This window comes from Nocardioides sp. Soil_C_8, from assembly GCF_057656315.1.
This window is the reverse complement of sequence record NZ_JBDGKQ010000005.1, coordinates 335,197-356,960: the sequence shown is the minus strand read 5'-3', so window position 1 is coordinate 356,960 and position 21,764 is coordinate 335,197. Positions and strand designations below refer to the sequence as shown.

At 71.6% G+C, this 21,764-nt stretch carries 15 protein-coding genes and 1 tRNA gene; 7 read left to right on the top strand and 9 right to left on the bottom strand.

Going from position 1 to position 21,764, the window contains the following annotated elements; genetic code table 11:
• Positions 1-421: 421 nt before the first annotated feature.
• Positions 422-3,505: an MMPL family transporter gene (locus tag AC3A3L_RS21185; RefSeq protein ID WP_487642022.1), complete on the bottom strand. Its 3,084-nt coding sequence runs from the start codon at positions 3,503-3,505 to the stop codon at positions 422-424.
• A 234-nt stretch (positions 3,506-3,739) separates the two neighbouring features.
• Between AC3A3L_RS21185 and AC3A3L_RS21180 the strand changes: the two genes are divergently transcribed.
• The gene (locus AC3A3L_RS21180) at positions 3,740-4,927 is read left to right on the top strand and encodes a cation:proton antiporter (RefSeq protein WP_487642021.1); all 1,188 of its coding nucleotides are present in this window, start codon (positions 3,740-3,742) and stop codon (positions 4,925-4,927) included.
• On the opposite strand, the gene AC3A3L_RS21175 is transcribed toward AC3A3L_RS21180, so the two are convergent.
• From AC3A3L_RS21175 to AC3A3L_RS21155, 5 genes are read right to left on the bottom strand one after another with little or no spacing between them, the layout of a single operon-like run.
• Positions 4,891-6,498, bottom strand: coding sequence for an MFS transporter (locus AC3A3L_RS21175; protein WP_487642020.1), 1,608 nt, complete (start codon positions 6,496-6,498; stop codon positions 4,891-4,893). The two genes, AC3A3L_RS21180 and AC3A3L_RS21175, sit on opposite strands and share 37 nt — an antisense overlap.
• Before the next feature lie 12 nt (positions 6,499-6,510).
• Positions 6,511-7,545 (bottom strand): cytochrome d ubiquinol oxidase subunit II, encoded by a 1,035-nt coding sequence (locus AC3A3L_RS21170; RefSeq protein ID WP_487642019.1) that lies wholly within the window; start codon positions 7,543-7,545, stop codon positions 6,511-6,513.
• Positions 7,545-8,987 (bottom strand): cytochrome ubiquinol oxidase subunit I, encoded by a 1,443-nt coding sequence (locus AC3A3L_RS21165; RefSeq protein WP_487642027.1) that lies wholly within the window; start codon positions 8,985-8,987, stop codon positions 7,545-7,547. The genes AC3A3L_RS21170 and AC3A3L_RS21165 overlap by 1 nt, the downstream gene beginning before the upstream one ends.
• Positions 8,987-10,381: an NAD(P)/FAD-dependent oxidoreductase gene (locus AC3A3L_RS21160; protein WP_487642018.1), complete on the bottom strand. Its 1,395-nt coding sequence runs from the start codon at positions 10,379-10,381 to the stop codon at positions 8,987-8,989. Before AC3A3L_RS21160 ends, AC3A3L_RS21165 begins: the two co-directional genes overlap by 1 nt.
• A gap of 12 nt (positions 10,382-10,393) precedes the next feature.
• Positions 10,394-11,974 (bottom strand): GMC oxidoreductase, encoded by a 1,581-nt coding sequence (locus AC3A3L_RS21155; protein ID WP_487642017.1) that lies wholly within the window; start codon positions 11,972-11,974, stop codon positions 10,394-10,396.
• Between the two features lie 112 nt (positions 11,975-12,086).
• On the opposite strand from AC3A3L_RS21155, the gene zwf reads away from it, so the two are divergent.
• Genes zwf through AC3A3L_RS21130 form a run of 5 tightly spaced genes read left to right on the top strand, consistent with a single transcriptional unit; the run spans position 12,087 to position 18,609 of the window.
• On the top strand, positions 12,087-13,493 hold the full coding sequence (gene zwf / locus AC3A3L_RS21150) for a glucose-6-phosphate dehydrogenase (protein ID WP_487642016.1): 1,407 nt from the start codon (positions 12,087-12,089) through the stop codon (positions 13,491-13,493).
• A complete protein-coding gene (locus AC3A3L_RS21145; protein WP_487642015.1) occupies positions 13,490-15,382 on the top strand; it encodes a glycoside hydrolase family 15 protein in 1,893 nt (630 codons plus the stop codon). The genes zwf and AC3A3L_RS21145 overlap by 4 nt, the downstream gene beginning before the upstream one ends.
• A gap of 25 nt (positions 15,383-15,407) precedes the next feature.
• Entirely contained in the window at positions 15,408-15,710 is a 303-nt protein-coding gene (locus AC3A3L_RS21140; protein WP_487642014.1) for an aldose epimerase family protein, read from the top strand.
• A 35-nt stretch (positions 15,711-15,745) separates the two neighbouring features.
• Positions 15,746-16,339: an aldose epimerase family protein gene (locus AC3A3L_RS21135; protein ID WP_487642013.1), complete on the top strand. Its 594-nt coding sequence runs from the start codon at positions 15,746-15,748 to the stop codon at positions 16,337-16,339.
• 38 nt (positions 16,340-16,377) lie between these two features.
• Positions 16,378-18,609: an alkaline phosphatase family protein gene (locus AC3A3L_RS21130; protein ID WP_487642012.1), complete on the top strand. Its 2,232-nt coding sequence runs from the start codon at positions 16,378-16,380 to the stop codon at positions 18,607-18,609.
• A gap of 10 nt (positions 18,610-18,619) precedes the next feature.
• On the opposite strand, the gene AC3A3L_RS21125 is transcribed toward AC3A3L_RS21130, so the two are convergent.
• The gene (locus AC3A3L_RS21125; RefSeq protein ID WP_487642011.1) at positions 18,620-19,750 is read right to left on the bottom strand and encodes an AI-2E family transporter; all 1,131 of its coding nucleotides are present in this window, start codon (positions 19,748-19,750) and stop codon (positions 18,620-18,622) included.
• 45 nt (positions 19,751-19,795) lie between these two features.
• Between AC3A3L_RS21125 and AC3A3L_RS21120 the strand changes: the two genes are divergently transcribed.
• Positions 19,796-20,575: a GAP family protein gene (locus AC3A3L_RS21120; RefSeq protein WP_487642010.1), complete on the top strand. Its 780-nt coding sequence runs from the start codon at positions 19,796-19,798 to the stop codon at positions 20,573-20,575.
• Between the two features lie 64 nt (positions 20,576-20,639).
• Here AC3A3L_RS21120 and AC3A3L_RS21115 read toward each other — a convergent pair.
• Both AC3A3L_RS21115 and sepX read right to left on the bottom strand, forming a co-directional pair.
• Positions 20,640-20,715 (bottom strand) — tRNA-Ala (locus AC3A3L_RS21115).
• Positions 20,716-20,806: 91 nt separating this feature from the next.
• A complete protein-coding gene (sepX, locus tag AC3A3L_RS21110) occupies positions 20,807-21,751 on the bottom strand; it encodes a divisome protein SepX/GlpR (protein WP_487642009.1) in 945 nt (314 codons plus the stop codon).
• Positions 21,752-21,764 lie beyond the last annotated feature (13 nt).

The window sequence follows — 21,764 nt, the reverse complement described above, 5'->3', positions numbered from 1 at the left end:
CGACTGGCCCTCCTCGAGCGCGGTCACCCGTTGCTCGAGCGCGGTGACCCGGCTCTCCAGGTCGTCGCTCGGAGCCGGGGCGGACCGGGCGCTCGCAGCGATGGCGAGGGTGGCGATGACGCCGAGGGCGAGCCCGGCGGGCCCGTGTCGGCGGAGGTGCTCGTTCATGGTGGTTCCTCGTGGAGCGGGGGTGGGGTTTCGGACATGACGGCAGTACGCCGCGACGGGCGGCGCACGGGCACGCAGGACGACCCCCGACGGCCGTGGCGTGCCCCGTCGTCTGCAGGGAGCAGGCGAGGTGAGGGGCCGTCGGCCGAGGGGGTCTCGCATGGTGCGCTCTGTCCGGTGAGGGAGCCCCCGACCCGTCGCCGTACCCCGTTCGAACAGCCGCATGCGTCCGATTTCCTGGGCATAAGGAACCTCACGGGCGCGCCGTCACCCGATCCCCCGACGTGTCCACGGGCTGCCGCACCGGGGTGACGGCCGCCTCGCCCTCGATCGAGACGTGGGGCAGGACCCGGTCCAGCCAGCGCGGCAGCCACCAGGCCGCCCGGCCGAAGAGCACGAGCATCGCCGGCGCCAACGTCACGACGAGGATGCCGGCGAGCAGCACCGCCACCGACAACCCGACGCCGAACTGCTTGATCGTGGGGTCGTCGTTGAGGATGAAGCTGGCGAAGACCGATGCCATGATCAACGCCGCCGCCGTCGTGATGCGCGCGCTCGACGCCAGCGCCGCCTGGACCGCCTCGCGCGCCTCCTCTCCGGCGTGGTGGTGCTGCTGCACGTGGCTGACGAGGAACACCTCGTAGTCCATCGACAGCCCGAAGAGACCGGCGAACATCATCAGCGGCACGTAGCTGGCGATCGGCACGGACCCGTCGGCGGTGTCGATGCCCAGCAACGAGATCCCCCAGCCCCACTGGAAGGCGGCGGTCAGCACCCCGAACGCGGCGGCGGCCGAGAGGACGTTGGTGATCGCCGCCTGCAGCGGGATCAGCAGCGAGCGGAACGCGACCATCAGCAGCAGGAACCCGAGCAGGATGACCGTGCCGATGACCAGCAGCAGCCGCGCGGAGATGAGCGTGGCCAGGTCGACGTACGACGCCGTGTAGCCGCCGACGTGCGACGTGATGCCACCCGCCTCGTTGGTGTCCGGCAGGACGGTGTCGCGCACGTGCACGACGAGGTCGGCGGTGTCGTCGGAGGCGGGCGCGGTCTCCGGGACGGCCGAGAGCAGCACCACGTCGCCCTTCTCGTTCAGCTGCGGTGGGGTCAGCGCCACCACTCCGGACGTGGCCGACAAGCCCTTCTGGAGGTTCACGACGCGCGGGTCGGTGCCGCGCGGGTCACCACCGGCGGTGGTGACCATGGCGGTGAGCTGCTGCTTGAGCTTCTCGGCCTGCTCCTGCTCCTGCTCGGCCTGGGCCTGCTGTGCCTTGAGGTCGTCGGCCTGGTCCTGGAGCCGGGACGCCTGCTGCTGGAGGTCGTTGCCCTGTCGACGCAACGAGTCCGCCTGCCGCTGCAGCGCGTCTGCCTCGCGCTGGAGCCCCGCGGCCTGCTGCTCCAACGAAGTCTTCTGCCGCTGGAGGTCGGCGGCCCGGCGCTGCAGCGCGTCGGCCTGCTGCTGGAGCCGAGCGGCCTCGGTCCGCAGCCGCCGGGCCTGCGCCGCGATCCGCCGCGCCTGGGCGGGGAGCGGACGCAGCTGCGCTCGCACCTCGACCTGGCGCTCGCGGACCCCGACCAGCCGGACGCGCAGCCGCGCGACCCGGACCGGGTTGCCCTCGGCGCGCTGGATGCGACGCTGGAGCACTCGCTCGCGCACCCCGAGCCGAGCGAGGTCCCGGGTCAGGGACCTGATCCGGCCGGCCAGCGCGCGGGCCCGCCGTTCCAGCGCGGAGGCTTGGGCCTCCAGCCTCGTCTGCGCCGTCTCGAGCCGGCGCTGCTCGGCCCGCAGCGCCGCGGCCTGGCGCTCGAGGGCGGCCTGCTCGCCCTGGAGCTGGCCGGCCTGCTCCTCGAGCGTGGCCTCCTGGCCCTCGAGCTGTGCCTGTTGCTCCTCGAGGGACTGCTGCTGCGCCTCCAGCTGCCGCTGCTGCCGCTGGAGCTGCTTCTCCTGGGCGGTCAGGTCCTTCTGCTTCTGCTTCAGGTCAGCCTTCATCGACTGCGCCTTGTCGTACTTCCGGGTGTACGCCGCGCTCGGCGCCGCCACGGGGTCGAGGGCCGACGCGACCTGGAGGGGGCCGTTGTAGCCCACCCCGAACCCGTCGGTGACCAGGTCGTACGCCTGCCGCTCGGTCGTCTCCGGAGACGTCGCACCGACGTCCTCCTGGCCGAGCTCGAGGGCGAAGACGGGGATGATCAGCGGCACCAGCGCCGCGAGCGACAGGACTGCGACGACGACGGGGTGCCGGCGGACGACGCCCGACCAGCGGACCCACACCCCGGCGCGGCGGCTGCTCCGCGGCCGCATGAAGGCCGGCAGCGACAACCAGGCGATCCGGTGGCCGAGCAGTCCCAGGAACGCCGGGAGCAGGGTGATGGCGACGAGCACGGCTGCGACGACGGCGATGGCGGACGCCAGCCCCAGGGCGCTGACCAGCGGGATGCCCGCGACCCCCAGGGAGAGCAGGGCGATGACGACGGTGCAGCCGGCGAACACGATGGCGCTGCCGGAGGACGCCACGGCCTGCGCGGCGGAGTCGACCGTCGACAGGCCCGCGCGAAGGTGCTCCTGGTGGCGAGTGATGAGGAAGAGGGCGTAGTCGATGCCGACGCCCAGCCCGATCATGGTGGCGAGCGTCGGGCCGCTGGACGGGATGGCCACGGCGTGCCCCAGCAGTCCCACGACACCCAGGGCCACGGCGAGCCCCACCACGGCGGTGATGATCGGCAGCCCCATCGCCACCAGGCTGCCCAGCACCAGCGTGAGGATGATCATCGCGGCGACGATGCCGACGACCTCGCTGATCTCGGAGTCGTCGGTCGACAGCGTCGAGCCGATGGACCCGCCGGCGGCGACCGTGATGCCGGCCTTCGAGGCGGGCGCCGTCGCATCCAGGACCTGCTGGGCGAGCTCGGGCGTCAGGTCGCCCGAGCCGATGTCGAGGAGCACCGGAGCGAAGGCCGTCTGGCTGTCCTCGGACACCAGTCCCGCGGTCTTCCCGTCGCTGCTGACCGGGTTGGTCACGCTGGCGACGTGGGGCACGGCGGCGATCGCCTTGACCGACGTGGACACCGCGTGCTTCGTGTCGTCGTCGGTCAGCTTGCCCGTCGAGACGTCGAAGACGATCGGGTTCACACCGTTCTGCTGCGGCGGGAAGCGCCCCTCCAGCAGGTCCTTGGCCGCCTGGCTGTCCGTGCCCGGGAGGGATAGGTCGTTGTTGGTCTGGGCGCCGAAGGTCGCCACCGCGGCACCGACGCCGATGCCGAGCAGCGCCCAGATCGCGATGACCACGAGACCGTGGCGGGCGCACCACGAGCCCACGGAACGCAGGAGGCGAGCCACGTCCCGAGGATCCCGGGCTCACCCGAAAGGGTGCAAGCGCGCGGGATCGATATCCCCGATCCGGGGTGGGGGGTGGTCTCGACCACCTCGCGCCGTCCACGCGCCGGGCGGGGGCTTCACCCCCGGCGGAGGATGTCGGCGCTTCCTGGCTCGGCCACGATCTGGACCACGACCTGTGCCACCTCGGCGTCCCCGCGACGTGAGCGGCGCGCGCCGGTTGCGGGAGGTGGGCGGATGGACGTCGAGACGGAGCTGCAGGCCCTCCTGGTGGTCTCGGTCGTCGCGCTCGCCGCGCCCTTCGTCAGCGCGTTCCTGGCGCGGTTGCTGGTGCCGCAGGTGGTGGTGCTGATCGCGGGTGGCGCCCTGATCGGGCCGCAGGTCCTCGGACTCGCGAAGCCGGAGTCGGTGGAGCTGGTGGCCAACGTCGGGCTGGGCTTCCTGTTCCTGCTCGCCGGCTACGAGCTGGAGCTCGACCACTTCCGGGAGCGATCGGGACGGCTAGCCGTGGCGGGCTGGACGGTGAGTGCGGGTCTCTCGCTCGGCGTGACCGGTGCGTTGGCGGCGGCCGGCCTGGTGCACGCCTTCGTGCCGGTCGCGCTCGCGCTCACCACGACGGCGCTGGGCACGCTGCTGCCGATCCTGCGCGACAACGACATGCTCGACGGCCCCCTGGGTCGGTTCATCATGCCTGCCGGTGCGGTGGGCGAGTTCCTGCCGATCGCCGGCATCGCGATCTTCCTCGGTTCGCAGGGTCGCCTGGCCGGCATGGTCTCGCTGGTGGTGATGTGCGCGGTTGCGCTGGGTCTCGCGTGGCTGCCACGGGTGGCCCGGTTGCCCCGGATCAGGGCGATCTCCCGCAGGAGCGAGCACGCGACGTCGCAGATCACGCTTCGGCTCACCCTGCTGCTCCTCTTCGGGCTCCTCGTGCTCGCGAGCGACGTCGGCATCGACGTGGTGCTCGGCGCGTTCCTCGCCGGCGTGATCCTCCGCCGCTGGGCCCCCGGCGACGTGGCGGCCCTGGAGGGCAAGCTCGATGCCGTCGGGTACGGGTTTTTCATCCCCGTCTTCTTCGTCTCCTCCGGCATGAGCCTGGACCTGGCATCGATCCGGGATGCTCCGCTCCGCCTGGTGGCCTTCTTCGTGCTGCTGCTGGTGGTGCGGGGCCTTCCCTCGATCGTCCTGTACCGACGCGACCTGGGCGTGCGCCAGCGCGTCCAGATGACGCTGCTCACGGCGACGTCGCTCCCCCTGCTGGTGGCTCTCGCGAGCGTGGGGCTGGAGAGCGGACACATGCTGCCGGAGAACGCGGCGGCACTCGTCGGCGCCGGCGTCCTGTCGGTGATGTTCTTCCCGGGTCTTGCCGTCGCCCTCGACCGCAGCGCACGTCAGGTCGAGCGCCCCGCCGAGTCCTCGGCCAGGTAGGCCGCCAGGAGCTCCTCCTCGCGCTTCCTGCCGGGGAACATCGTCGCGACGAGCGCGGCGCCGAGGAGGACCGCCACTATCCCGGCCGTGTAGGCCCACTGGTCGCCTGCGAGGAACGACTCCTTGGCGGCGGCGGTGATCTGGCTGGCGTACGTCGGGTCCATCTGGGCCACGGCGGCCGCGCTGTCGAACGACTTGGTGAGCGCCGCCTCGGTGCTGTCGGACACCTTGCCGGCCTCGGAGGAGCTGCCGATGGCCGAGGTGAACGCCGAGGCGTAGCCCGCCACGAGCAGGGCGCCGAAGATGCTCTGCATGATCGCCCCGCCGAGGTCGCGTTGCAGGTCGGCGGTCCCGGACGCCATCCCGACGCGCCGCACCGGTACCGCCCCCGTCAGCGAGTGGGAGGCCGGCGTGCCCGCGAAGCCGACGCCGGCGCCGACCAGCGCGTAGCCCAGGGCGACCTGCCAGTAGGCGCTCCCCTCCTGCCACAGCAGCAGCATGGTGAGGAACCCGAGCAGCACGAAGACGTAGCCGGTGAGCAGCGTGAAGCGCGCCCCGCGGGAGTCGACCATCTTGGCCGAGCGCGGTGCGATCAGCACCATCATCACCGCCGCTGGGATGATCGCCGTCCCGGCCTCCAGGGTGGAGTAGTCGAGCACGTTCTGCAGGAACTGCTGACCGATGAACATCGCTCCCATCAGAGAGCCGAACACGATGATGCCGGCGAGCGCGGCGACCCAGAACACGCGGCGCGAGGCCACGTCGAGGTCGTAGAGCGGGTTGGGAGCACGCCGCTGGCGCAGCACGAAGGCTCCGCCTGCGGCCAGCACGGTCACCCCCATCGCGACCAGCAGCGTCGTGGAGCCGGGCACGGCAGCGAAGTTGATGCCGACCACGAGCGCGCCGATCATCAGCACCGAGAGGACGCCACCCACGTTGTCGACCGGCTCGGTGCCCTCGTTGACGTGACCGGGCACGAAGACCACGGCCATCACCAGCGCGAGCGCGGCCAGCGGCAGCGTGACGAGGAACACCGAGCCCCACCAGAATTGCTCGAGCAGGAAGCCGGACATGAGGGGCCCCAGGGACGAGGTGGCGCCGCCGAGGGCCGACCACAGCGCGATCGTCCTGGTCCTGCCCTCCCCGGTCCACAGCGCCGCGATCAACGCCAAGGTGGTGGGGTACGCCATGCCGGCGGAGACGCCGCCGAGGACGCGGGCCACGATCAGTACCGTGTCGCTCGGGGCGTACGCCGCGACCAGGCAGGCAGGGATCGACAGGGTGACGCCCAGGACGAGCATCATCTTGCGGCCGTACCGGTCGCCGACGGCGCCGAGGTAGAGCACGGAGGCCGCCAGGCCCAGCGAGTAGCCGACGGCGACCAGGTTCAGCGACGTCTGGGACGAGTCGAAGGCCTTGCCGATCGAGGGCAGCGCGACGTTGGCGACGGCGAGGTTGAGGTTCGCCACGGCCGCGCCGAGGATCAGGGCCGCCAGCACCAGCCCGGCGCGCTGGGGTGCCTCCGACGGCGCGTCCGGAGCGCCAGCAGAGGGGGTTCGCTCAGTGGTCATCTCGTCCCCCGTTCACGTGGTCGGCCGTCCTGCCACGGTCTCGGGCATGCCCTCCTCGGGCAGCAGCGACCTCTGGTCCAGGACGTAGAGGAGCACGAAGGCCGGCACGATCAGCACTGCCGCGAGGCCCGTGGCGACCAGCACCGCGGTGATCGTTCCGTTCGGCGCAGCTGCCGCGGCGACGGTGAGCGACTCCGGGAGCACGTAGTCCCACTGGGCCACGCCCCAGGCGACGACCATGCTGACGACCGCCCCGACCGCGGCCAGCCGGGCTCCCCGACGGGCGGCGCGCGCGACCAGCACGAGCGCGGTCACGCCCGACACCGCGGACAGCACCACCAGCACCAGGGCTCGCGACGTGAGGCCGTCGAAGAGGTACTCGGCGTCGCGCTGCAGCACGACGATGCCGACCGCGGCCGCGAGGCCGGCCGCGACCGCCGCTACGGTCGCCCGGCGACGGAAGTAGGCGACCATCCCCTCGTCCGAGAGCCGGTCCGCGTCGCGGACCAGGAAGAACGCGGCCAGGTAGGCGTCGAGGCACACCACCAGGACCCCGACGACCACGGACGTCGGGTTCACCCAGCTGTCCCACGGGTCGCCCGCCTTGCCCCCCGCCGGGACCCGGCCCGAGGCGATGCCGCCGACCACCGCACCGAAGCAGTACGGCACCAGCACCGAGGAGACCGCGAACGCTGCGCCGAAGTTGCGTCGGTCGCGGGTCGCGAACACCGCCTTGCGGAACGCGAAGCTCGCTCCCCGCAGCACGATGCCGAGCGCGGCGAGGGTCAGCGGGACGAACATCGTCAGGGTGATGGATGCGTACGCCTCGGGGAAGCAGGTCCACAGCAGCACGAAGACGAAGATCAGCCACACGTGGTTGGCCTCCCACACAGGGGCGATGGCGTGGTCGATGACCCCGCGCGGCCGCCGCCCGCGCCTGCTGCCCCCGGCCACGAGGTCCCAGAACCCGGCTCCGAAGTCGGCACCGCCGAAGACCGCGTAGGCGGTGACCGCGACGAAGAGGATGACGGCAGCCGTGGTGGCCATCAGACCGGGACCTTGTCGTCGTCCGCGGGCGAGGACGGGTCCGGGTCGTTCGGCCCGTACGGCACGTCCGCCTCGCCGCTGCGGTCGCCTGCCCGGAACCGGCGGCTCATCTGCCTCAGCACGAGGATGGTCGTCACGCCCAGGCCGGCGTAGAGCAGCACGACGCCGATGAACGTGATCCAGATGCCGGTGTTGCCGGTGGCGGCGTCCTCGACCTTCATCTTCTCGTAGACGATCCACGGCTGTCGTCCGACCTCGCTGACGACCCAGCCCGCCTCCATGGTGATCACCGCGAGCACCCCGGTCGTTGCCGAGACCCGCAGGAACCACCTGCTCCGGGGCATGTCCCGCCGGAAGACCCAGGCCGCCCACCACCAGAGCGTCAGCAGGAACAGCAACGTGCCCAGGCCGACCATGATGTCCCAGGCGAGGTGGACCACGTTGACCTGGCGGTTGGTGGGCCGGTCCGCGGCCGGCGTCTCCTCGAGGCCCTGGACCACCGTCGACCTGCCCGTGCCGGGATCGGAGAGGAACGACGCCAGGCCCGGGATCGGCAGGCCACCGACCACCTCGCCCTCGGAGTTCAGGTGCCCGAGGAGCACCTCCGGCACGTCGCTGCTGGTCTTCGGGACCATCTCGATCGCAGCGAACTTGGTGGGCTGGTTGTCGTAGACCCAGCGCGCCAGGCCGTCACCGACGCCCATCTGCACCGGCGTCGCGATCGCGGCCACCGTGAACGCGATGATGAACCCGGTGCGGTGGTAGTGGTCGGTGCGCCCGCGCAGCATCCCCACGGCGTACACCGAGGCCACCATGAAGCCGCCGACCAGGTAGGCCGCGACCACCATGTGCGCCGCCATCAGCGGCATCGCGTCGTTGAAGATCACCCTGAGCGGGTCGACGTCGGTGACCCGGCCCGAGGAGTCGAGCGTCACGCCCTCGGGCGAGTTCATCCAGGCGTTGGCAGCGACGACCGAGATGCTGCCGAGGACTCCGGCGACGGCGATGGGGACCCCGGTCCAGAAGTGGGTCCACGGCTTCAGGCGGCGCCACCCGAAGATGTAGATGGAGATGAACACCGCCTCGGCGAAGAAGAAGATCCCCTCGAAGGCGAACGGCACGCCGAACGCCGCGCCCCACTGCCCCATGAACTTCGGCCACAGCAGCCCGAACTCGAACGAGAGCACGGTCCCGGTCACCGCACCGACGGCGAAGGTGACCGCCATGTACTTCGTCCATCGCTGCGCCAGCAGCATCGCGTCCGCGTCGTCGTGCCTGATCCCGCGGTAGTTGGCGATCAGTGCCATCACGGACCACGACACGCCCAACGGCACGAGGATGATGTGGAAGGCCAGCGTGAACGCCATCTGCGACCGCGCCCACGGCACCGGGTCGATCGCGAGGACGGTGTGGGACAGGACGAGCGTCAGGACTTCCGCCATCACGCCTCGCCCCTCCCCGGAGGGTCGGCACCGCCGGCGTCGTCGGATCGCTCGAACGGGGGGACGACCGCCGAGATGTCGTCCTCACCGGCCCGCTCGAGGACCGCTCGACCGACCGTCTGACGAACGGTGATGGTGCGCTCCGCGCGACCGCCGCCCCCGAAGGTGCGGGTCCAGTGGAACAGCGCCGAGAGCCGGTTCTTGAACCCCGTCAGGAACGTGATGTGGACCGCGAGCCACATCAGCCATCCGACGAACCCGGACAGCCGCAGCTTCCGGAAGCTGACGACGGCGTGGAAGCGGGAGATGGTGGCCATGCTCCCGAGGTCGCGGTAGGTGAACGTCGCCGCCTCCTCGCCGCGCAGGCGCCGCTTGATCGTGTTGGCGGCGTGGATGCCCGACTGCATCGCGACCTCGGCGACGCCGGGAAGGTCGCGGAGCGCCATCATGTCGCCGATCGCGAACACCTCGGGGTGGCCCGGAAGGGTGCAGTCCTCGTCGACGACGATGCGGCCGGCACGGTCGCACGTGGCCCCGCCGGCCTCGGCCAGCAGGCGGGCCAGCGGTGAGGCCTGGACACCGGCCGCCCAGATCTTGGTCCGGCACACGATCCGCTCGGTCGCCCCGTCCGGCCCGCGCACGTCGACCCCGAACGGGTCGACGTCCGTGACGACGGACCGGGTGCGGATCGTCACCCCGAGGCGGCGCAGCTCGGCTGCCGCCTTCCCGGAGAGGCGGTCGCCGAACGTCGCGAGGATCTCCTTGCCGCCGTCGACCAGCAGGACCTCGGCGTCGTCGGGATCGATGCGACGGAAGTTGCCCTTCAGGCCGGTCCGGGCCAGCTCGGCGATCTGACCTGCGATCTCGACGCCGGTGGGTCCGCCGCCGACCACCACGAAGGTGAGCCAGGCGCGTCGGGCCTCGGGGTCGTCCTCGTTCTCCGCCATCTCGAAGGCGCCGAAGATCCGCCCACGCAGCTCCAACGCGTCGTCGATCGTCTTCATGCCGGGGGCGAAGCGGGCGAAGTCGTCGTGCCCGAAGTACGACTGCGCCGCGCCGGCGGCGACGATGAGGCTGTCGTACGGGTAGGCGCGCGTCGTGCCGTCGGGGCGCCGTGCGGTGACGGTACGGGCGGTGAGGTCGAAGCGTTCGACCGTGGCCATCTCGACGGTCACGTTGGCGTGCCGCCGCAGGACGTCCCTGAGGGGCGGCGCCACCTCCCCCTCGGACAGGATGCCGGTCGCCAGCTGGTAGAGCAGCGGCTGGAAGAGGTGGTAGTTACGGGCGTCCACGAGCGTCACCGCGACGGGCGCCCGGCGCAGGAACTTCGCTGCGAACAGCCCGCCGAAGCCGCCACCGACGATGACGACCTGGTGAATCGCGGAGTCGGGCATCGTGACGCGGTCTCAGGCGATGCGCTCGGCGATGTGGTCGCCGACCCGGAGCGCGTTGGCGATGGCGGTCAGGGAGGGGTTCACGGCGCCGATGCTGGGGAAGAAGCTCGTGTCGACCACGTAGAGGTTGTCCAGGTCGTGGGCCTTGCAGTTCACGTCGAGGGCGTTCGAGGCCGGGTCGTGGCCGAACCTGACGGTGCCGGCCTGGTGGGCCGTGGCACCGATGGGCATGCTCTTGTGGAGGTAGAGGCTGCGGTCCAGCAGGTGGTGCTTCTGCATGCCCAGCTCGTCGAGCATCGCGTCGAGCTTGTGGCGCAGGCGGTTGACGCCCTCGACGTTGTTCTTCTCCTCGACGTTCAGGTGGATGGCTCCGTCGCGGTCGACCGTCACCCGGCTCTCGGGCAGCGGGAGGTCCTCCCCGCAGAGCCAGAAGTCCACGGCGTGGTGCGCCAGGACCTCGAAGGGCAGGTCCGGTGAGAGCCGACCGGCCCACCGCGGCGCCTGGCCGTGGATCTCCTCGTCGTCGGACTTGCCGAGCATCTGCATGCCGCCGAGGGGGAAGTCCCAGTCGTCCGCGCCCAGGTACCAGTCGTTCATCGCGAGCGTCTTCTGGAACCGGGTGGGGTTGGGCTCCCGCGAGACGGCCATGAGGGCGACGTTGTTGTGCCTCATGTAGTGGCGGCCGACCACCCCCGAGTTGTTGGCCAGGCCGTCGGGGTGGCGATCGTCGTGCGACCTCAGCAGGAGGGCCGCCGAGTTCACGGCACCACAGGAGACCACCACGAGGTCGCCGGTGAACGTGGTGACCGAGCCGTCGTCCAGCGTGGTGACCACGCCGGTGACCGTGCGGCCGGACGCGTCCGTCTCGAGCCGCTGCACGTGCGCGCCCGTCACGAGGGTGACGTTGTCCCGTGACAGCACGGGGTCGACGCAGATGACCTGCGCGTCCGACTTGGCGTCGAGCAGGCACGGGAAGCCGTCGACGCGGTCGCAGCGGATGCACGCGCTCCCGTGTGCGGCCACGCCGGGTCGTGCCTCCTGGAGGTTCACCCCGATGGGCAGGTGGAAGGGGTGCAACCCCTGCTTCTCGAGGTCGTCGCTCAGCTGCTGGATGCGGGGCTCGTGGGCGACCGGCGGGTGCGGGTACTGGGCGCTGGCGTGGCCCTCGCTGGGGTCCTCGCCGTGCTCCCCGTGCACGCGGTACAGGTGCTCCGCCTCGGTGTAGTAGGGCTCGAGGTCGTCGTAGGAGATGGGCCAGGCCGGCGAGATGCCGCCGTGGTGGCGCAGCTGGCCGAAGTCCTCCGGTCGCAACCGGAAGAGCGCGGCCCCGTAGAACTTCGTGTTGCCACCGACGTAGTAGTTGACCTCGGGCTGGAAGTCGCGCCCGTGTCCGTCGTACCAGACCTCCGGTGCGAGGTACTTGCCGCGGACGAACACCGCCTGTGTCTCCCAGTTGTCGCGCTCCCTGGGGAGGAAGTGCCCACGCTCGAGCCACAGCACCTTGGCGCCCCGCATGGCGAGGCGGTGCCCGAGGGTCCCTCCCCCGGCTCCCGTCCCGATGATCACCACGTCGTAGTGCTGGTCGTCCGCCATGTCGAGCACCTCTCTTGCGAGCGGTCCCGGCGACGATCCCCCACCCACCGCAGTCCGGGCATCACCTGATGCGGGGGATGTCTTGACCAGCTGCAGGCCGGATCATCCGACGGTGGCACCGACACAGCGCCCCGACCAGCACCCGGCGGACGTCCTCGTGGTCTTCGGGATCACGGGCGACCTGGCGAGGGTGATGACCTTCCGGTCGTTGTACCGGCTGGAGGCCCGCGGCCTGCTGGACTGTCCGATCGTGGGCGTCGCCGTCGACGACTGGAGCGTCGAGCAGCTCGTCGCGCGCGCCCGCGAGTCGATCGAGGGCACGGGCGAGGTGATCGACCCCGGGGTGTTCGACCGGTTCACCGGTCGGCTGTCGTACGTGCACGGCGACTTCACCGACCCCAGCACCTACCAGCGGGTCGCCGACGCCGTCACGGGCGCCGAGTGCCCGGTCTTCTACCTGGAGATCCCGCCCTTCCTGTTCGGCACGGTGGTCCACAACCTCGCCGACGCCGGCCTCACCCGGTCGGCCCGGGTGGTCGTGGAGAAGCCGTTCGGGCACGACCGGGCCTCCGCGGACGAGCTCGCCGACGAGCTCCACCAGTACATCGACGAGTCGCAGCTGTTCCGCATCGACCACTACCTCGGGAAGATGGGGATCGACGAGATCCTCCACCTGCGCTTCGCGAACGCGATCCTCGAGCCGGTGTGGAACCGCACCTACGTCTCCCACGTGCAGATCAACATGTCGGAGGACTTCGGGGTCGAGGACCGCGGTCACTTCTACGACCCGGTCGGTGCGATGCGCGACGTCGTGGTCAACCACCTCATGCAGGTCGTGTCGGCCGCCGCGATGGAGGCCCCGTCGCGGGGCGACCTGACGTCGATCAAGGACGCCCAGGTGAGCCTGTTCAAGGCGGTCGTCGAGGCGGACCCGGCCCACTACGTCCGGGGGCAGTACGCCGGCTACCTCGACATCGACGGCGTGGCACCGGACTCGACGACGGAGACCTACGCCGCGATGCGGATCGAGATCGAGAACTGGCGGTGGTCGGGTGTGCCGTTCTTCATCCGGACCGGGAAGCGGCTGCCGGTGACGCAGACCGAGCTGCGGCTCGTCTTCAAACGCCCGCCGAAGCTCGGCTTCGGCGTCCTGGGACCACAGACGGAGCCGAACCAGGTGGTCGTCAAGCTCGACCCGTCGACGGGTATCCGCGTCGTCCTGGACGCGCGGCGCAGCGACCTCTCGGCCGTCGGCAGGATCGACCTGGACATGGAGTTCGCCGACCAGGGCGGTGAGGGCGCGACGCCGTACGAGGTGCTCCTGCACGCTGCCCTGCGCGGCGACAGCACCCGGTTCACCCGGCAGGACGGGGTCGACGAGACGTGGCGGGTCATGCAGCCGCTCCTCGACGCACCACCCCCGGTCCATCCGTACTCCCCGGGGTCCTGGGGACCGGCCGAAGCCGATCGGCTGACGGCCGACGTCGGCGGCTGGCACGCCCCGTGGGTCGCGTCATGAGCGACTCGACGTCCGACTCGATGCCCCAGAGCGCCGCGGCGCCGTCGCCGTTTCCGCCCATCGCCGACTACGCGTTCCTCTCCGACTGCCACACCGGCGCCCTGGTGGCGCCCGACGGGGCCGTCGACTGGCTGTGCCTCCCGAGCTTCGACTCCCCCAGCGTGTTCGGCACCCTGCTCGACCGCCAGGCGGGCTACTTCCGGCTCGGTCCCTTCGGCATCAACCACCCGACGTCGCGGGCGTACGTGCCCGGCACGAACGTCCTCGAGACGACGTGGAAGACGCCGTCCGGGTGGGTGGTGGTCCGCGACGCGTTGACGATGGGCCCGCGCACGACCGACGACGTGGTGACGCCGCACACCCGGCCCCCGACCGACGACGACGCCGACCACCTCCTGGTGCGGACGGTCCGCTGCCTGTCGGGGACCGTCGAGCTGGACCTGGTCTGCGAGCCGGTCTTCGACTACGGACGGACGGCGGCGGACTGGGCCCTGGTCGACGACGGGCGCCACGCCGCCGACGCGACCGCCGCCGGCCAGACGATGCGGCTGAGCACCGACCTCGCGCTCGGGGTGGAGGGCAACAGGGTCCGGGCCCGACACGTGCTCTCCGCCGGCGAGGAGTGCTTCTGCGCCCTGTCGTGGGCCGACGGACTGACCGCGCCGGGCGACGTCGACGAGGCGAACGCCCGGATCGACGCGACCGTCCGGTTCTGGCGCGCGTGGCTCGGACGCGCGCGGATGCCCGACCACCGGTGGCGCGACCCGATCCAGCGCTCGGCCCTGACCATCAAGGGCCTGACCTACATGCCGACCGGCGCCACGGTCGCGGCGCTCACGACCTCGCTGCCGGAGACGCCCGGCGGCGAGCGGAACTGGGACTACCGCTACACCTGGATGCGCGACACGACCTTCACGCTGCAGGCGCTGCACTTCCTCAACCTGGACTGGGAGGCCGACGAGTTCATGCAGTTCGTCGCCGACCTCGAGCCGACCGAGTCGGGAGCCCTGCAGATCATGTACGGCATCGACGGCCGGCGCGACCTGACGGAGTCCACGCGCGACGACCTGTCGGGCTACGCGGGTGCTCGACCGGTGCGGATCGGGAACGGGGCGTACGACCAGCGCCAGAACGACGTGTTCGGTGCCGTGCTGGACTCCGTGCTGCTGCACACCCGCCGCAGCCAGCGCCTCCCCCGACGGCTGTGGCCGATCGTCCAGTCGCAGGCTCGCTGTGCCGCCGAGGTGTGGCAGGAGCCCGACCAAGGCATCTGGGAGGCCCGTGGCGCGCCGCAGCACTACGTGTCGTCGAAGCTCATGGGATGGGTCGCGCTGGACCGGGCGTCGAAGCTCGCCGAGATCATCGGCGATGCGGAGCTCCGGGTGACCTGGCGGGCGGTCGCCGACGACATCAAGGCCGACATCCTCGAGAACGGTGTCGACGAGCGCGGCGTCCTGCGCCAGCACTACCAGACCGACGCGCTGGACGCGTCGACGCTGCTGGCGGCGCTGTTCGGGTTCCTCCCGCCCACCGACGAGCGGCTGCGCGCCAGCGTGCTCGCGATCGCCGACGAGCTCACCGAGAACGGGTTCGTGCTCCGCTACCGCACCGACGAGACCGACGACGGGCTGTCCGGCAAGGAGGGGACCTTCCTCATCTGCTCGTTCTGGCTGGTGTCCGCGCTGTCGATCATCGGCGAGGAACAGCGCGCCCAGGACCTGATGGAGCGCCTCCTCCGGGTGGCGTCACCGCTCGGGCTCTTCGCCGAGGAGTTCGACGTCGAGACCGGCCGGCACCTCGGGAACTTCCCGCAGGCGTTCTCACACCTCGCCCTCATCGAGGCCGCCGGACGCATCATCGCCGCCGAGATCATCGACGAGCTCACCTGAGATGTCCGTCGGGAGGCAGGCGCGCATGCCGGTCCCGCCCTCGGGTGAGCAGCACGTCCTGGCGCATCGCGACTCCGAGGCGGTGGTCACGCAGGTCGGTGCGACCCTGCGCCGCTACCGGGTCGGGGCACTGGACGTGGTCGACGGCTTCGACGTCGGCGTACGCGCCACCGATGGCCGGGGACAGGTCCTCGCGCCCTGGCCCAACCGGCTCACCGACGGTCGCTACGAGTACCGCGGTCGCGCCTGCCAGGCGCCGCTGAACGAGATCGGTCGGCACGACGCCATCCACGGCCTGGTGTGCGGTGGCTCGACTGGACCCTCGTAGAGCGGGACCCCGCCGCGGTCACCCTCTCCTGCGAGGTGCGCCCGCAACCCGGTTACGAGTGGCATCTCCACCTGCGGGTCACCTACGCGCTCGAGGAGCCGGGGCTGGCGGTGACGTTCGAGGCGGTGAACGCCGGTCGTGACCCGGCGCCGTTCGGGCTCGGGTTCCACCCCTACCTGACCCTCGGTACGCGCGCGGTCGACGAGCTCGACCTGACCGTCCCGGCTGCTGCCTGGGTCGATCCGGACGCTCCGGCCGGCGTGCCGGGGCCGACCCCTGTGGCCGGGACCCGCCACGACTTCCGGCAGCCACGCAGGATCGGACCGGAGGAGCTGGACGTGGCGTTCGCCGACCTCGTGCTCGGACGCGACGGACGTGCTACGGCTCGTCTGGGCGACCCCGCGGACGGACGGGCCGTGGAGCTCTGGGTCGACCAGGCGTTCCGCTACCTCATGGTCTACACGGGGGACCAGGTGGGCGAGCCGCACCGACGGCGCACGGCCGTCGCCGTCGAGCCGATGACGTGTCCGCCGGACGCGTTCCGCACCGGCACGGACCTCCTCGAGCTGGAGCCGGGAGCGCCGTGGCGGGCCTCGTGGGGACTGCGCACGTCGACTCACACGATATGAGTGAGGCGGACCCGGCCCCCGGCGACTGCAATGGGTCCGTGACCTCGACGAACGCTGGTACCTCTCCGCCTCCCGATGGGGGCGACGGCCCCGGCCCGGCGCCGTCGGCGACGATCGCCGGCCAGCTCGCCCGGGAGACGCTGCGACGGCCGTGGTACGCGCCGGTCCTCTCGTTCCTGGTGTCGGTGCTGGTGATCGTGCCGGCGGTCTGGCTGTGCGACTGGCTCCTGCCGGGGTTCCACGTCGACGAGCCCGCGGGCCCGTTCGTCTTCTCCGCGGTGCTGGCACTCGTGGGCGTCGTGCTCCAGCCGTTGCTCGTCGGAGCGGCGGTCCGCCTGGGATGGGTGGGGGTGCTGGTGCTCGCGTTCGGCGGCCAGGCCGCCGTCGTGCTGGTCGCGGGGAAGATCCTGCCCCGCGTCACCATCGACGACTTCTGGACCGCGCTCGTCGTGGCTGTCGCGATCGGCCTGGTCAGCACGGTGCTGGGGTGGTTCGGCAGCGCCGGGACCTCACAGGTGCTGGTCTCCCGACTCGTCTCCTCGGCCCGCCACCCGGCCAAGCTGGCGGACCCGGACACCGAGGGGGTGGTCTTCGTGCAGCTGGACGGCGTCCCGTTCCCCGTCCTGCAGATGGCCATCACGGCCGGCACGGTGCCGACGCTGACCCGGTGGGTCAGGTCGGGCAGCCACCGCCTGCACGAGTGGACGCCGAAGCTGCCCGCCACGACACCCGCGAGCCAGATGGGGATCCTGCACGGGGTGATCGACGGGATCCCCGCCTTCCGCTGGTACGACCGTGCGAACGACCGGGTGCTGGTGGCCAACAAGCCGGCGGACGCAGCGGTCATCGAGGCCGACCTGACGACCGGCAAGGGGCTCCTGGTCGACGACGGGGTCAGCATCAGCAACCTGTTCACCGGCGACGCGCCGTCGGCGGTGCTGACCATGAGCCGCCGCGCCCGCGGTGCGGAGGCGGCGAGGCGCGCGGTCGCCGAGTTCGTCATGTCGCCGTCCGGACTGACCCGGGGCATCTCACGATCGATGTCCGAGCTGGCACGCGACCGCTTCCAGGCCAAGCGCGGCATCCGCCGGGACGTCCAACCTCGGTGCGAGCGCACGTGGGAGACCGCGCTGCTGCGGTGCGTCACCAACGGGGCGCTCCGCGACCTCAACACCATCCTGGTCGCCCAGCACATGCTGAGCGGCACCAAGTCGATCTACGTCGACTTCGTGGACTACGACGAGATCGCGCACCACGCCGGCATGCTGCGTCCCGAGAGCCTCGAGGCGCTCGAGGCGGTCGACGGCGTGCTGCGCCAGCTGGAGACCGTGGCCAGGGCGGCGCCGAGGAGCTACCGGTTCGTCGTCCTCTCCGACCACGGCCAGGCCCAGGGCGCGACGTTCGCCGACCGGTACGGCGAGGACCTGGCGTCGCTGGTCTCGCGGCTGGCGGAGTCGGACGTGGCCGCCTCGGACGACGACGTCGAGGGCTGGGGACGCACCCGGGCCCTGGTCGACGAGCTCTCCTCGTCCGGTGGCGTCACGGGCAGGACCATGGAGTCGGCGGGGCGGGCGATGGACAAGGGGGACCGCAACGAGCCCGACGTCGTGTCGTCCGCCCACCCACGGGGCCGCGCGACCGCACACAGGGGCACCGTGCACGACGAGACCTTCCACGTGTTCGGCTCGGGCAACCTGGGGCTCATCTACGTGCGCGGCGAGAAGGAGCAGCTGACCCGCGCCGAGCTGTCCCGGCGGTTCCCCGCGCTGGTCCCCGGGCTGGCCGCCCACCCCGGCGTGGGCTTCGTGGTCGTCATGGACGACGACGGGCCGGTCGCCCTGGGCGCTGCCGGGCTGCACCGGCTCGACGACGGCACGGTGGAGGGCGAGGACCCGCTCCTGCCCTTCGGTCCGCACGCGCCCGAGTTCGTCCGTCGTGTCGCCCACCGGCCCGAGGCGCCGGACATCTACGCCAACAGCCGCCTCGACCCCGGGACCGAGGAGGTGGCCGCGTTCGAGGGACTCGTCGGGTGCCACGGCGGCCTGGGCGGCTGGCAGGACCGTGCCTGCATCGTCGTGCCGACCGACCTCCCGTTCCCTGCGGAGAGGGTGGTCGGGGCGGACGCGCTGCACGTGGCCCTGCGCGACATCCTCCGCCACCTCGGCCACCGACGCGGGATCACCGAGCCGGAGATCGCGCCGGCAGTGGCGCCGGCCGACCGCGGCCCTGTCGCCGCCAGGAGCCGCGAGGAGCTCGTGCCCGACGAGTGAGCGCGGCGGTTCACCCGGGCGCTGGCTCGTCCTCCACCTTGGCGTCGATCAGCGGGGCCACCCAGGCGGCCCGGGGGTCGGAGTCGATGAACAACGCTCGCATGAGCAGCGTCATCGGCACGGCGAGGAGCGCGCCGAGGGCTCCGAGCAGGAACGTCCACACGACCAGCGACATGAAGGTGATCTCGGCACTCAGCCCCACGGAGTTGCCGACGACCCGGGGCTGGATGAAGGTCTGGATCGTCACGTTGAGGAGGCTGTAGACCACGACCACCCACAGCAGGCCCTGCCAGCCGTCGTCGAGCAGCGCCAGGAAGGCCGGCGGGATGACGCCGATGACGAAGCCGATGTTGGGGATGAAGTTCGTGAGGAACGAGAAGAAGCCCCACACCAGCGGGAGGGGGACGCCCAGCAGCCACAGGGCGCCGGCGTCGAGCACCCCGACGATCGCGCCGAACAGGGCCGACATCAGCAGGTAGGTCTGCGAACCGCTCACGAACGTGCCGAGAGCGGCGGCGAGTCCCGGCTTCGAGCGCCGGAGGGCGGTGACGCGCGGCCCGAAGCCGGCGACGGCGACCACGAAGAAGAACATCAGGGTCACCAGGAAGAACAGGAAGCCGAGGAACCCGAACGTCGCCTCGACCAGACCGGCGACGTAGCTCGCCAGCTTCGTCGGGTCCAGCTTCGAGAGCGCCGCGCTCGTGGAGCTGGTGTCGAGGCCGAGGTCCGCCAGTCCGTTCTCGACGCTCTTGGTGAGGTCCTTCGCCTGCGCGGCGTACGACGGCAGCAGGTCGGCGAACCTGATCATGCACACGGCGGTGCCGACCACCATCACCAGCAGGATGAGGTACGCGCCCACCAGGGCGGCCAGCGTGGCCAACCAGCTCGGCCAGCCGTGCTTCACGGTCCACCGGCGGAGCGGCAGCACCGCGATCGTGAGCACGAGGGCGAGCATCGACGGAGCGATGATCCCCGCCGCCGCCTTGATGCCGATCGCCAGGGCGACGACGCCGACGACCCCGAGCAGCACGACGACCGCACGCGGCAGCGCCGAGGTCGCGGAGGTCGCGGAGGTCGCGGAGGTCGGAGCCCCCGTACCCGTCGCGGATCGTCCTCGAGCGGCAGACGGCGGCGTTGGCATGGGCTCACGATAGGGAGCCCGCGAACCAGTGTGCATCACACGGAAATGGTGAGGCGGAGCGCCCGACGGAGTGCCACCGTGACCCCAAGAACCGGCCGCCTCGACGGCCGATCCTCGGGGCAGCTGCTGCCCGCTCAGACAAGGCCGGACGCCGCCATGGGATTGATCCTCGCGATCTTGATGATGGGACTGATGGCGAGCCTGTCCCCGGCCACCATCGTCGTGTTCATCCTGGTGCTCGCGACCGCGAGGCCTCGCGCCAACGCGGCGGCTTTCCTCGTGGGATGGGCGGTGTCCCTGGTCGTCGTCTTCACCGTCAGCTACGTCGCCGGCTCCTCCCGCACCACCCAGCAGGGGAACGGACGGACCGGGATCCTGGTGCTCGAGCTGCTGGCAGGATGCGCCCTGGTCGTGGTGGGCGCACGCCAGTGGCGGCGTCGAGGAGTGCCGTCGGCGACCTCCAACGGCCTGGGGTCGAAGAAGGTGTTCGGCCGGCTGGACCACCTCAGTCCCCGCGGCGCGACGCTGCTCGGCGTCCTCAAGCAGCCGTGGGCCATCACGACCGCCGCCGCGATCTACCTGGCCCGCCACCACGTGCAGGGCCTCGTCACCCTGATCGCGTTCGCGTGCTTCACGGTGGCCTCCACGGCCAGCGTCGGAGGGATGTACCTCTTCTACTCCAGGCGACCCGGTGAGGCCGAGGCATACCTGACGCGCCTCCGGGACCGGGCGATCGCCTCGGGTCCCGCCGTCTTCGCGGTGGCCGCCCTGGTGATCGGCGCCTTCCTGGTGGTCGACGCCGTCAGGGACCTGGCCGGGTCGTGACGGCCGGTGGGCGGGTCAGGACGCGGACGAGCCCGCAGGTCGCGGGACCTGCGGGCTCATCGTCTGGTGGAGCTGAGGGGATTCGAACCCCTGACCTTCTCATTGCGAACGAGACGCGCTACCAACTGCGCCACAGCCCCATGCACCCGAAGGCGCGACGCCAAGATACACGAGCGGTTCGGTGCCCACCCAATCGCCCTGGCACCGGGCGGACCTCGACCCGGTGAACGCTCAGGCGCCGCTGGCGCGGCGGGTCTCGCCGGCCTCCCGCGCGGCCTTGGCGGACTGCTCGGCGGAGCGGGCGAGGGCGGAGTCGCCGTCGTTGTGGCCGCTCGACCACACACCCGTGGAGTCGAGGTCGATCGTGGAGACCGTACGCCGCTGCGCGGCCGGCTTGCTGACGTAGGTCGGCAGCGTGGTGGGCACCATGTCCCAGCCGCCGACGACGGGGACCTCGCCGGTGACCACGGCCGGCGCGTCGGCAGCCGGTGACGCCTGCGCGGGCTCGGCCGGTGCGTCGGGGACGCGGGGCTGGGGCGGCGCCACCGTGATCTCGCCGGTGAGGTCGGAGTCGTCGAGCTCCTCCTCGACGACCGGCGGCACGCCGATCTCGATCGCGGAGCGGGCGGCGCGCTGGCGGCGCTCGGCGCGGACCGACAGGCGGCAGGCCACGAGCCAGGCGACCAGCACGGCCGCCGGTGCGGCGACCCACGGCCAGGCGACGACCTTCGCCACCGCGAGGCCGACCACGACGGCGTTGGCCAGCAGGACCAGGGCCAGGACGTTGCGGCGACGCTTCGCGGCCCGGCGGGCGGACGCCCGCTCGGCGGCCGGCGACAGAGGGCGCGACGGCGTACGGCCCGACGTCCGACCATGGGCGACGGTGGCGGTGACCTCGCGGGTCACCTCGGTGGTGACGGACGCTGCGACGACCTCCGGCTCGGCGTGCGCCTTGGTCTCGACCGGCGGGCGGAGTGCGGCGCGGATCGGCGAGACGACCAGGCGCGCGTTGCGGCGGTCGACGGGCTCGCGTCGGGCCAGGACGCGCATCGTGTGGGAGAACTTCTCGACGGAACGGCTGCGGACGACCTCGTCGTGGTGCTTGAGGGCCTTGGGGATCAGGTAGACGGCCCACGCCACGGCAAGGGCGACGAAGATGAGAGCGCTCAGGTCCACGCTCGAAGCGTAG

What these genes read in the sequence shown, in the direction of transcription:
- AC3A3L_RS21180 (WP_487642021.1), top strand. Translation starts at nt 3,740, where the DNA reads ATGGACGTCGAGACGGAGCTGCAGGCCCTCCTGGTGGTCTCGGTCGTC.
- AC3A3L_RS21175 (WP_487642020.1), bottom strand. Translation starts at nt 6,498, where the DNA reads ATGACCACTGAGCGAACCCCCTCTGCTGGCGCTCCGGACGCGCCGTCG.
- AC3A3L_RS21170 (WP_487642019.1), bottom strand. Translation starts at nt 7,545, where the DNA reads ATGGCCACCACGGCTGCCGTCATCCTCTTCGTCGCGGTCACCGCCTAC.
- AC3A3L_RS21165 (WP_487642027.1), bottom strand. Translation starts at nt 8,987, where the DNA reads ATGGCGGAAGTCCTGACGCTCGTCCTGTCCCACACCGTCCTCGCGATC.
- AC3A3L_RS21160 (WP_487642018.1), bottom strand. Translation starts at nt 10,381, where the DNA reads ATGCCCGACTCCGCGATTCACCAGGTCGTCATCGTCGGTGGCGGCTTC.
- AC3A3L_RS21155 (WP_487642017.1), bottom strand. Translation starts at nt 11,974, where the DNA reads ATGGCGGACGACCAGCACTACGACGTGGTGATCATCGGGACGGGAGCC.
- AC3A3L_RS21145 (WP_487642015.1), top strand. Translation starts at nt 13,490, where the DNA reads ATGAGCGACTCGACGTCCGACTCGATGCCCCAGAGCGCCGCGGCGCCG.
- AC3A3L_RS21140 (WP_487642014.1), top strand. Translation starts at nt 15,408, where the DNA reads ATGCCGGTCCCGCCCTCGGGTGAGCAGCACGTCCTGGCGCATCGCGAC.
- AC3A3L_RS21125 (WP_487642011.1), bottom strand. Translation starts at nt 19,750, where the DNA reads ATGCCAACGCCGCCGTCTGCCGCTCGAGGACGATCCGCGACGGGTACG.
- AC3A3L_RS21120 (WP_487642010.1), top strand. Translation starts at nt 19,796, where the DNA reads ATGGTGAGGCGGAGCGCCCGACGGAGTGCCACCGTGACCCCAAGAACC.